The sequence below is a fragment of the Raineyella antarctica genome (assembly GCF_900092135.1).
In the GTDB taxonomy this organism is placed as follows: Bacteria; Actinomycetota; Actinomycetes; order Propionibacteriales; family Propionibacteriaceae; genus Raineyella; species Raineyella antarctica.
The window spans coordinates 130,217-141,456 of sequence record NZ_FMYF01000009.1; the positions used below are offsets into that span (position 1 = coordinate 130,217).

The following is an 11,240-nucleotide window of genomic DNA, read 5'->3' on the forward strand; positions in this document are numbered from 1 at the left end:
CGGGCCACCGGAAGAGCCCCCGGCGGCTGGCGGCCTTCGTGGCGGCCGTCCGGGCCCATGACGGAGGGACCTTGCTGGTCGGCTGACGGGCCGCGCTCAGTAGAGTCCGGCGTCGGCCAGGATCTCCATTGCCACGTCGACCGGCTCCAGTTTCATGATCAGCAGCGAGTTGGTGCCGGCGCCCTTGAGGTCGGCGTACATGTACTCCACGCTGACATTGCCATCGAACACCTGCAGCAGGTCGGCCAGCCCGCCCGGCCGGTCCGGCACCTGGATGCCGAACACCTTGTCCACCCGGGCCGTGAACCCGGCCTCGTGCAGCGCGGCCAGGGCCCGGTCGGTGTCGTCGGCGATCAGCCGGGCGATGCCGAAGCGGGCGGTCTCGGCGATGGTCAGCGCGCGCAGGTTGGTGCCTGCGTCCGCCAGCACCCGCGCCACCGCCGACAGGTTGCCCGGACGGTTCTCCAGGAACACCGAGACCTGCCCCAGCTCCACGATGTGCTCGTCGACCGGCGACTCCCCGGCCCCAGTCCCTGCGGGCCGTGCCTCACCAGCCGGCGACTCCTCCAACTGTTGCTCAGACATGCGTTCTCACCTCCCGGCGGTCGATCGTACGAACCGCCTTCCCAGTCGTGGCGCGGTCGACGGTCTTCGGGTTGACCAGCACGCAGGTGGCCTGGATGCCCAGCGCCGACCGCAGCTCGGCCTCGATCCGGCGTTCCAGCGCCAGGATGTCCGCGACGTCGTCGGAGAAGCAGTCGACGGTCATCTCGACTTCCACCTCGAGGGTGTCCATGCTGCCATGGCGGTCCACCACCAGCTGGTAGTGCGGCGCGACCCCCTGGATCCGCAGCAGCACCTCCTCCACCTGCTGGGGGAAGATGTTCACCCCCCGGATGATCAGCATGTCGTCGGTCCTGCCCATCAGCCGGTGGATCCGCCGTGACGTACGACCGCAGCGGCAGGGCTCGTCGATCAGGTAGGTGACGTCGCGGGTCCGGTAGCGCAGCAGCGGCGTCCCCTGCCGGGTCAGCGTGGTCAGCACCAGCTCGCCCTCGGTCCCGTCGGGCACCGGGACGCCGGTCTCGGGGTCCACCACCTCCGGGTAGAAGTGGTCCTCGTAGACGTGCAGGCCGTCGTGTTCGGGGCACTCGGCGCCGACGCCAGGGCCGATGATCTCGGTCAGCCCGTAGATGTCGAAGGCCTCGATGCCCCAGTCCTCCTCGATCTGGTGGCGCATCGCCTCACTCCACGGCTCGGCCCCGAAGAAGCCCTTGCGCAGCCCGAGGGAGCGGGGGTCGATGCCATGGTCGCGGGCGTACTCGGCCAGGTAGAGCGCGTAGGAGGGGGTGCCGGCCAGGGTGGTGGTGCCGAAGTCGCGCATCGTCTCCAGTTGCCGGCGGGTGTTGCCCGAGGAGATCGGCAAGACGAGCGCCCCGATCGTCCCGGCGCCGTAGTGCACGCCGAAGCCGCCGGTGAACAGGCCGTAGCCGAACGAGTTCTGCACGACGTCGTCGGGGCCGACCCCGCCCATGTCAAGGGTGCGGCCCATCAGGTCGCCCCACAGCTCGAGGTCCCCGCGGGTGTAGCCGTCCACGACCGGCTTGCCGGTGCTGCCCGAGGACATGTGCACCTCGACCAGCTCCGAGCGCGGCACCGCGCTCAGCCCGAACGGAAACCCCTCGCGCAGCTGCGCCTTGGAGGTGAAGGGCAGCCGGACAAGGTCCTCAAGCGACTTGATCTCTTCGGGCAGCACGCCGGCCTGGGCCATCCGCTCGCGGTAGTACGGGACCCGGTCATCGATCCGGGCGACCTGGGCCTGCAGCCGGACCAGCTGCAGCTCCCGCAGCTTCGTACGGGGCAGGCGCTGGGCGGCGTCATTCCACATGCGTCGGCTCCTGCTCGGGGGCCGGCCGCCCGGCCATCTCCGCCATCTCGGTCGCCTCGGCCAGCGCCGACGAGCCGATCTCCCGGCCGATGGCGAACGCGGTCGCGTTGGCCTCCTCGGTCCGGGCAGGCACGTGCCCGGCCAGCGCGGCCAGGAACGCCTGCTGCGGTATCGGGACCAGCAGCGAGATCGCCCCGAGCAGGGCGGTGTTCTTCACCTTGGCCGAGATCCTGGACTTCAGCGCGTGGTCCTCGAACCGGATCGTGGTCCCGAACAGCCGGGCGATCTCGTCGTCGACGCCCGGGTTGTACGCCCGTACGCCTTGGGGGTGGATCTCGTGGTCGACGTAGCAGACCGCCGCGCCGGGATGGGCCCAGCCGGACCAGCGCAGCGCCTCGATCCGCTCCAGCGAGGCCAGCACGTCGACCTCCCCGCGGGGGATCGTGGGGGAGTGCACGATCGGGCCGAAGCGTACGTGGCTGAACACCGAGCCGCCGCGTTGGGACATCCCGTGGATCTCGGACTTCTTGACGTCCCAGCCGGCTTCCAGGGCCGCGGCGGCGAGGATGTCGCTGGCCAGCACGACGCCCTGGCCGCCGACGCCGACCAGCAGCACGTTCCAGACCTTGTCGCCCACCGGCTGCCCGCCCGGCACGTTCTCGTTCACGGTCCCGCGGACCGGGTCAGGCGTGGGCATGGGCGTCCACCTCGATCAGCTCCAGCTTGCGGGCATCGCGCTTGCCGACGAACTTGTCGATCTTCTTCAGGTCCTTGGCCTCGATGATGCACATGCCGATCACCGCGAGCAGCCGTACGCCGGAGCGGCCGGCCAGGTCGTCGATCGCCGCGGTGACGGCCTTGCGGTTGTTGGCGTCGACCGCGGCGAAGTTCTCCTCCGGGATTCCGAAGGCCCGGGCCAGGTAGCCGTAGTCCAGGTGCATGGTGTCCTCGCGGCCGAGCCGTTCCCCGCTCAGCGGGTTGGGCTGGCCGCCGGTCATCGCCGTGGTGCCGTTGTCGAGCACGATGAACAGGCCGTCGCGCTGGTTCCAGCAGGCATTCAGCAGCCCGGTCAGGCCGGAGTGGGCGAAGGTCGAGTCCCCGATCACCGCCGCGACCGGTGGTCGGTCCGGCTGGCCCTGCAGTACCGCGTCCATGCCGTGGGCCATCGTCACCGATGCGCCCATGTCGAGCAGGGTGTCCATCGCGCTGTACGGCGGCATGACGCCGAGGCTGTAGCAGCCGATGTCGCCGGAGACGACCATCCCGCGCTCGCGCAGGGCGTTGTAGACGTGCCCGTGCGGGCAACCGACGCACAGCGCCGGGAAGCGCGGGGGCACCTCGACGGCGGGCTCGGCGATGGTCTCCGGTTGAGGCAGGCCGAGCGCGGCCCGTAGCGTGCCCGGGCTGAACTCCCCGATGCTGGGGAACACGTCCTTGCCGTGGCAGGCGATGCCCCAGGCCCGGACCTGGGTCTCGATCACCGGGTCGAGCTCCTCGACCACGTACACCGTCCGGTACTGCCGGGCGAAGTCCTCGACCAGGCGCCGCGGCAGCGGATGCACGATCCCCAACTTGAGCACGCCCGCGTCGGGGAGCACCTCCCTGACGTACTCGTACGGCACGCCGGAGGTGATCACCCCGATGTCGGAGCTGCCGGGCTCGACCCGGTTGGCCGGATGGGTCTCCACGGCCTCGCGCAGCCGCGCCCAGCGGTCCTCGACGTCGACCCGGCGGCGCTTGGCGTTGCTCGGGATCATCACGTACTTGGCGGGTTGCCGCTCGAAGCCGAGCGGATGGCGCTGCGGGGCCGGGGCGTCCTCGTCGACCTCCACCACGCCGGTGGCGTGCGACAGCCGGGTGGTCGAGCGCAGCAGTACCGGGGTGTCGTACGCCTCCGACAGCTCGAACGCGGCCCGGGTCAGCTCGCGCGCCTCACGGGCATCGGAGGGCTCGAACATCGGCAGCTTGGCCGCCAGCGCGTAGTTGCGGTTGTCCTGCTCGTTCTGCGAGGAGTGCATCGAGGGGTCGTCGGCGGTCACGACGACCAGCCCGGCATTCACCCCTGTGTACGCGGAGGTGAAGAGCGGGTCGGCGGCCACGTTGAGCCCGACATGCTTCATCGTGACCAGGGCCCGACCCCCGGCCAGGGCCGCCCCGAGGCCGACCTCCAGGGCTACCTTCTCGTTCACCGACCACTCGGTGTATACGTCCGGGCGCCGGACCAGGGTCTCGATGATCTCGGTGGACGGGGTCCCGGGATAGCCGCACCCCAGGGCGACACCCGCCTCGTACGCGCCCAGGGCGATTGCCTCGTTGCCTGACATCAGTAGCTTCGTTGCCACGTCGACAGCCTCTCGTTGCGGTCGGTCGCGGCCAATCTACGCGGCTGCTACTCCGTACGTACTACGAGGTCCGTTGGTCGGTCGTCTGCGGGGCGGGCTAGGATCCGCCGCGCGTGCGGGACCGCTGCTGTGGCGCGCTGCTCAGGCGGTCGGGCCGGGCTCCGACCGCGCCCGCAGGGCCAGGCGGACCGGCGTAGCAGCGACGATGCCCAGCAGCGTCAGCAGGAACGCGGACCGGTACAGACCGGCAAGGGCGAAGCGCAGCTGGAGTTTCAGGACCAGGTCGACCACGAACCAGGCGGTCACGGCGATGGTCAGCCACGGCACACGCGCGCCCCGACGACCGACCAGGTCGGCCGCGACCGCGGCCAGCGCCAGGCTGCTCGTGTAGTAGAGGTAGGTGCCCGGGTCGAGGACGAGCCGGGTCGCCATCACGGCCAGCGGGATCCAGCCGATGCGCCCGTAGCGCGCGCACAGCCAGGCGATCAGGACACCGAGCAGCAGCTGCGCGGGACGGTCCCACGGTGGGGTGGTCGGATCCGTCGCGCCGAGCACCCGCAGCACCGAGTCGACCTCGGTGTGGATGGTGAACGAACCGACCGAGAGCGTCCGCGGGTCAGCGATCACGAAGACCAGCCAGGGCAGGGCCACCGCGACGATCCCCACCACGGCCCGACGCAGCCGGCCCTCGCGCCCGCCCCACGCGATCAGCATCATCGGCAGGGCCCACGGCTTGGCCGCCGTCGCCAGGGCCAGCAGGACCAGCGCCGACCACGAGCGGCCGCGGGTCGCCTGCAGCAGGCCGGCACAGACCAGGCTCATCGCCAGTACGTCGTCCAGGTGCCCGTAGTGCACCGCCACCACCGACCACACCGGCAACATGAAGGCACCGGCCAGGGCGACGACGCGGCCCGGCGGACCGTCGTGGGCTCTCGGGCCGACGACCGTACGGTCAGGGCGGTCCGTACGCTCCGCATGGGCCGCTCCAGCCTGCCAGAGGAACCACAGGTCGAGCAGGCCGAGCATCAGCATCAGGGCTGCCCCGACCCAACCGCTCCCGGCCGAACCGACGACCGCGACGACGAGGGCGGACACCAGGAGGGTGAGTGGACCCATCTGGAGCTCCGGGTGGGCGGCGAAGACGTGCAGGCCCCCGTGCGAAGAGGGGTCCAGCAGCGCCGACCCGCCGGTGCGGAAGTAGTGCCACGAGTACAGCCCGTGGTAGGCGCTCACCACCGCCCAGAGGATCAACCATCCGACCAGCACCGACCACAGCGTGGCGCGACGCCGATCGCCGACGAGGCGCGGCCGGCTCTGGGCCGGGTCGGCGCCCGGTCGGCGGATCAGCGCCTGGCTCGGGTCGAGTTGTAATGACATCGTTATCAACGTACGACAGGCCGCCGGACGGCTCCCAAATGCAGGCGTGGCGGTCTCAGGTTCCTCCCATCTCGGCGCCGGCGGGGATTGACCCGCCGCCTACCCTCGGTGCATCCGCCGGAACCTCGGCAGAGGAGGACCCATGACCAACCGTCCCTCGACCCGCATCCTGATCCAACGCCTCTCCCACAAGGACGAGAACGTCCGGTTGCGCGCCGCGATGGAACTCGGCACCTGCGAGGATCCGGAGGCTGCAGCCGTACTCGTCGCCCGCCTGGGTACCGAGGCCGATCCGGCCGTCAAGGAGATGATCACCTGGGCCGCGGTACAGCACGCCGACCGGGTGATGGATGCCCTGCGGGTGCAGCTCTACAGCGCCCATGGGCCGGTGCGGGCGCAGGCCGCGCACGTGCTGAGCAAGATCGGCGGGGAGACAGTGGTCCGGCCGATCATCCCGGTGATCGCCGACGACGACCCCCAGGTGGCGGTCAAGGCCTACCGTGCGGCGGCGTCCACCGGGAGCGCCGAGGTCGTCCCCGCGCTCCTCGCCCGGCTCGGCCAGGGCGATGCCACGGTCCGCGACGCGCTGACCGATGCGCTCATCGCGCTGTCCGAGTGGACCGTCGAGCCGCTGGTCGCGGCGCTGGCGGATCCCGACCCGATCGTACGGATCCATGTCGCAGACACGTTGTCCGACCTCGGCACTCCCGAGGCGGATCTGGCGATCCCCGTCCTGGCCGAACACCTGGCCGACCCCGAGCCGGACGTCCGGCTGGCGATGCTCTGCGCGTTGAGCAGCCTCGACCCGGAGCGGACCACCGGGCTGCTGGAGGAACTGGCCGCGGGGGACGACCTGGAGTTGTCGTACGTCGCGGGGCGGCTGCTGCGGAGGCGCTGAGCGGCGCTGGCTGGGGGTAGACCGGCCTAGCAGATGTTCTACGAACCCCGCGACACGGTGTGGGACGCCTCCCAGTGGGCTCGGCCGATACCCCCGCGTTTGTAGGTCAGCTGAATCACGCACGCGGCATCGAATTTTCGCTCGGTGCAGCGTTCCCAGGACGCGCGCCGCGCGATCGAGAAGAAGTACGGCTTCGCCCCGGTGGGGGAGGCCGCCGCGCAGCGTGATTTCGCGGCGTATTCGATGGTTGATGCGCAACGGGCCACCACGATCGGCCAGGACGGGAAGCGTGTGGTGGCCGAGACCGATGTGGAGAAGCTGCGCAGGCTGATGTTGGGCGCGGCGACGCAGGCGGGGTCGGAGGCGGGGTATGTGCAGGCGTTGTGGCGGGCGGGGGTGTTGACCCGGCCCCGTTACGCGGCGGGTACGTCGGATGTGGTGGTGGGGTATTCGGTGGCGCTGCGCCCCGAGTCCGGGAGGGCGCCGTTCTGGCATGCGGCGGGGAAGGTCCACAAGAGCCTGACGTTGCCGAACGTGCGGGTGCGGTATGTGGATTCGCCGGAGGCGGCGGCGTTGGCTGCTGCGACGTGGGCCACCTATACCGGGGCTACGCCCGCCCCGAACCAACAGAAGGGCGTGGAGGGGCGCGAGCACGAGGCGCTGGCCGGTGCGGCGCGGGAGGTCGCCCGGTTCACCACCGGCACCCTGCCGGGGCTGGGGGAGGAGGGTGTGCGCCGCAGCGTCGCCAGGGATGTGGCGGGCCTGTTGGCGCTGGTCGCGCAGCGGGTCGAGCCGGCGGGCCGTGGACCCTGGATGCGCGCCACGGACGCGGTCCTGCGCGAAGCCCGCGGCACCAAGAAGGGTGCCAGCACCGTCCAACCGGTGCACTCGGGTTTGGCGCGTGCGGCCCGGTTGATCGCCCAGGCAGGTAGCTCCGATGACGTGGCGGGCTGGACCGCGGTGTTGGACCAGCTGGGCCGGACCGTGGAGGCGTTGGCGGAGGCCGATGTCGCGCGCCGTCAACTGGAGGATGCCAGCTATCTGCGCAGCCGGGCGAGCCAGGTGCTGGCCGGCCTCGGCGCCGGGCAGGCGCCCCCGGCACGAGTGGCGGACAGGGCTGCGGGCACGGCTGCGGGCAGGGTGTTGCCGCGCCTTCCTGGTGCGGAACAGGACCGGTAGGCGCAGCGCCGTACCGGACACATCGAAGGGATCAAAAATGAGTGAGGAAATCGACCAGGAGTTGGATCGGATCCTGCGGACCGGGATCACGGTCGCAGGCCAGGTGGCCGAAAGGGTGGCGCGGATCCGCGCGAACACCGACCGCTTGCAGGTGGAGCGCGAAGCGACGACCCGCAAGGCGTTGGAGCAGGCCACGAGAGAGGAGATCGGCGCGGCCCGCCGGGTCTACGGCGGCGTCCACGAACCCACCTGGTTCAACGGCAAGGAAGCCGACGTCCAGCGTCGTTTCGGCGCGGCGTTGGTGACGGCGCATGCGATGGCGGGGGTGGATCCGGTCGCCCGGGTCGCGCAGGAGCATCTGGTGCGTGAGGCCCGTGCCCGGTATGCCGATGCGGATGGGTGGATGCAGGCAGCGGTCCTGGGCTACACCGAGGCCATGGCAGAGCTACGGGACAGGGATGGGGAGCAGGCGCGGGCGGACCGGGCCGAGAACGCCGCAGATGCCCTGGTGGCCTCCGACGATCCGGACCGTGGGCGGGAGGGGCTGGAACCTCAATCGGATGTAGCTTCGGGCGCCGAGGTGACGGCTCGCCGTGAGGAGGCGGTGGCCGACCGCGCGGACGGGCGCTCGTTGGATGATCTGGATCGGGCGCTGGATGAGTGGTCCCGGCAGCTGGGGGACCGCGAGCTGGGCGACGACCTGTCGGAGCGCGCCCACCAGGTCGGCGACGAGGCCGTGGTGCAGCAGGCGCGGGCGGTACAGGAAGTAGTCGAGGAAGGCTTCCCCGTCCTTGCCGAGATCGACCACGCCCGCCACGTCGGCAAGGTTCGCGCGAAGACGACGGGTGGGCGTGGCGGGGAGCGGTCCCGCGGCCGGACCCAGGACCGGGGCCGCTGACCGCGCCGGTACCGGGCAGCCAGGTGGCGGGGCGTACGGGGGAGGGAGTGCCCTTTACGCTCTGCGGTTGTTCCCCAGATCGTGACCATGGTGAGCTTCTTCGGCGCTATGTGATGCGGAACACATCAGTGACTGCGGCCTCGTCTGGATGGTTCACGCGCAGGCCCCCGCGGTTCAGTGGATATCGTTCAGCTCATGGCCGACGTACTTCCGCTGCGCATCTTCCTGGCCTCGCCTGGAGACCTCAAGGACGAGCGTGAGGTGGTAAGGCGTTGTGTGGATGAGTTCAACGCGCGAAGTGCTGGCGTGAGCCATGTGCGCTACGAAGTTGTCGGGTGGGACCGTGTTCGAGGAACGGCCCGGCGGCCGCAAGAGGCGATAGATGAGCTGATCAGTGAGAGCCACTTCTTGGTCACACTGTTCAAGGGCTCGTGGGGTAGCGAGCCGGGCGGTCCGTGGGGATATACCTCTGGCACCGAGGAGGAGCTGTTTACTGGTTTGCTCGAACTTGGCCAGTCAGAGCAGCCGATGCGGGACGTGTGGGTGGCGTTTCTCGATCATCCCTCGCCGGATCACCGGATCGTGGAGCTCAGGGAGCAGATGTCCCAGAGCCACTCCATGATGTATGAATCCATCGCTGACCTCCGCGAGCTGAAGGAGAAGCTGTCGGGGCGCCTCAAGGTCTGGGCGGAATTGGCGGGTGCCAAGGTACCGAGGCACGTTGATCTTCTGCCTTCGTCTGGTGCTGACGTGCTCAGGGCAGCGAATCTCAGACTGCAGGGCGAGAAGTTGGTTGAGCTGGGTCAGGCTGAGGCGGGACGAGCGGCACTCGAGGAGGCGGCTGTTCTTGGGGGGCCGCTGGAACAGCTGGCCTATGCCAGGTTCCTAGCTCGACACGGCGACCTGGCGGAGGCGAGCGCGTCGACGCAGCGGGCCATCGACTTCTTCATCAATAGACCCTCGGATCTGTACTCGCCCCTCGCTGCGCAGGCGTTCGCCGCCCAAGCCAGGGTGCTGCGCCGGCAGGGCCGCGCGATCGATGCTATCGGTCGGCTTCAGCATGCGCTGACGCTCCTTCCTGACCCCGGTGACACCTATGCGCGGAAGGTCCGCTGCCAGATCCTCGATGACCTCGGACTGGCATACAAGAACACTGGCGATCTGGAATCGGCTCGGCGCTGCTTCGAGGAAGCCCTTGTTCACCGGCGTGCTTCCCAGCTCGGCCTGGATGTGTGTCAATCCCTGGTCAATCTGGCCAGGCTGGAGATCGGCGCAGGTGACTTGGAGACCGCGGCAAGGTATGCGGACGAGGTGATCTCGACTCTGCGCCTAACACCACCGACAGCACTGCATGCCAATGCCGAGGTACTGGCCGCTCAGGTGCTTCTGCGGCAGGGTCGACCGGAGGAGGGCATCCCGCACGCCCAGAAGGCGCTGGCTTTGAACCAGCAGATCGCGAACCGACACGGGCAGGCCATCTCCTCGCTGGTGCTTGCCCAGTGCTGTCGTGCGGCCGGCAGGAAACCAGAGGCAGAAGAGCATGCACGCGCTTGCCTCGATGTGAACAAGTCGATCGAGGATGAGGTGGGCATGCAGAAGGCGCAGTGGGTCCTTGACCAGTTGGCGGAATGAGCGAATGCTACGGCAGCGCTCAGCGGACCACGATGGCACCATGGGCGTCGACCTGGACGAAGTCGAGACTCGGCCACAGCAGTGCAGTGAGACGCCCGTCCTCCGCGCCGCACCCGGTGTCCAGCTGCGCCGAGTCTTGCCCGATCCGTGGCAGCGTGCTGACCGGGACGTGGCCACTGATCCGGAACTTGGACGTCGCCGTACTCGCAGGTGAGTGCTGGGCGATCAAGACGTCTGTCTCGAAGGTCTCCGGCATGCGCCGTAGGGCGTCCAGATGCTCACGGGGGAACTTGGCCTGGAAATCCTTGAGGACATCGGGTCCCACCTCGCCCCCGACGTAAGACCTGATGGTCATCGCCCCGCCCATCTTGAGGAAGCTCCTGAGGTCGCCAGTGTCGAGAGCATCGACCAATGCGTCCTCGTGATTCCCTCGAAGAAGAGTGACGCCTCCGGTTTGCCAGCGGGTAAGGAGTTCTTGCATCACCTCGGCAGTGTGCGCGCCCTTGTTGACGTAGTCGCCGAGGAACACCGTGTGCGGATCACCCAGTTCGGCGAGGACGTCGCAAAGCCCCAGGAGTGCGTACAAGTTCCCGTGGACGTCTCCCACGAACGCGATCTCGGTACTCATAGCAGTATCTTCTCAACCTCGGCATAGTCGGATCCTTTCCCAGTGAGTATTTGAAGGCTTGGAGGCCACTCGATCTTGCCGTTGGGGGCCAGTGATATTGCCGGTGGGGGCCAGCGGCCGCCGGGGTGGGGGCCACCGGCTCCCACCGGCGTCTTGTCACTGGTTCACGGCGGCGTGTTCACGCATGTTGTGGTTGCCGGTGTCGACCCAGATGGTGTTGTGGACGATGCGGTCCATGATCGCGTCGGCGTGGACTCCGGAGCCGAGTCGCTGGTGCCAGTCCTTCTTCGCGTACTGGGTGCAGAACACGGTTGAGGCGGCGTCGTAGCGGCGTTCAAGTAGTTCCAGCAGCATGCTGCGCATGCCCTCATCGGGATGGTCGAGCAGCCACTCGTCGA

General features: G+C 69.2%; 11 protein-coding genes. 4 read left to right on the forward strand and 7 right to left on the reverse strand.

Annotation, left to right across the window (positions count from 1 at the left end; translation table 11 throughout):
- Positions 1-96 precede the first annotated feature (96 nt).
- The 5 genes from GA0111570_RS13325 to GA0111570_RS13345 form a co-directional block, all read right to left on the reverse strand.
- Entirely contained in the window at positions 97-585 is a 489-nt protein-coding gene (locus tag GA0111570_RS13325; RefSeq protein WP_139283248.1) for an ACT domain-containing protein, read from the reverse strand.
- Positions 578-1,888: a phenylacetate--CoA ligase family protein gene (locus GA0111570_RS13330; protein ID WP_092612192.1), complete on the reverse strand. Its 1,311-nt coding sequence runs from the start codon at positions 1,886-1,888 to the stop codon at positions 578-580. Before GA0111570_RS13330 ends, GA0111570_RS13325 begins: the two co-directional genes overlap by 8 nt.
- A complete protein-coding gene (locus tag GA0111570_RS13335; RefSeq protein ID WP_092612195.1) occupies positions 1,878-2,585 on the reverse strand; it encodes a 2-oxoacid:acceptor oxidoreductase family protein in 708 nt (235 codons plus the stop codon). The genes GA0111570_RS13330 and GA0111570_RS13335 overlap by 11 nt, the downstream gene beginning before the upstream one ends.
- Entirely contained in the window at positions 2,572-4,230 is a 1,659-nt protein-coding gene (locus tag GA0111570_RS13340) for a thiamine pyrophosphate-dependent enzyme (RefSeq protein WP_139283249.1), read from the reverse strand. The genes GA0111570_RS13335 and GA0111570_RS13340 overlap by 14 nt, the downstream gene beginning before the upstream one ends.
- A 141-nt stretch (positions 4,231-4,371) precedes the next feature.
- Positions 4,372-5,607 carry a hypothetical protein gene (locus tag GA0111570_RS13345; protein ID WP_092612201.1) on the reverse strand — a complete coding sequence of 412 codons (1,236 nt, stop codon included), beginning with the start codon at positions 5,605-5,607 and terminating at the stop codon, positions 4,372-4,374.
- A gap of 142 nt (positions 5,608-5,749) precedes the next feature.
- On the opposite strand from GA0111570_RS13345, the gene GA0111570_RS13350 reads away from it, so the two are divergent.
- The 4 genes from GA0111570_RS13350 to GA0111570_RS13365 all read left to right on the forward strand — a co-directional run bounded on the left by GA0111570_RS13350 (position 5,750) and on the right by GA0111570_RS13365 (position 10,214).
- Complete coding sequence (locus GA0111570_RS13350) at positions 5,750-6,505, forward strand: HEAT repeat domain-containing protein (RefSeq protein ID WP_092612204.1); 756 nt, start codon at positions 5,750-5,752, stop codon at positions 6,503-6,505.
- Positions 6,506-6,649: 144 nt separating this feature from the next.
- Complete coding sequence (locus GA0111570_RS13355; RefSeq protein WP_092612207.1) at positions 6,650-7,684, forward strand: hypothetical protein; 1,035 nt, start codon at positions 6,650-6,652, stop codon at positions 7,682-7,684.
- Positions 7,685-7,721: 37 nt separating this feature from the next.
- Positions 7,722-8,582, forward strand: coding sequence for a hypothetical protein (locus GA0111570_RS13360; RefSeq protein WP_092612210.1), 861 nt, complete (start codon positions 7,722-7,724; stop codon positions 8,580-8,582).
- 195 nt (positions 8,583-8,777) lie between these two features.
- Positions 8,778-10,214, forward strand: coding sequence for a tetratricopeptide repeat protein (locus GA0111570_RS13365; protein WP_092612263.1), 1,437 nt, complete (start codon positions 8,778-8,780; stop codon positions 10,212-10,214).
- A 19-nt stretch (positions 10,215-10,233) separates the two neighbouring features.
- Here GA0111570_RS13365 and GA0111570_RS13370 read toward each other — a convergent pair whose 3' ends face one another.
- Together GA0111570_RS13370 and GA0111570_RS13375 are read right to left on the reverse strand one after the other, a co-directional pair.
- Complete coding sequence (locus GA0111570_RS13370) at positions 10,234-10,842, reverse strand: metallophosphoesterase (RefSeq protein WP_092612213.1); 609 nt, start codon at positions 10,840-10,842, stop codon at positions 10,234-10,236.
- 156 nt (positions 10,843-10,998) lie between these two features.
- Positions 10,999-11,240: ATP-binding protein (locus GA0111570_RS13375; RefSeq protein ID WP_092612216.1), on the reverse strand; the 242-nt coding region annotated here is incomplete at its 5' end.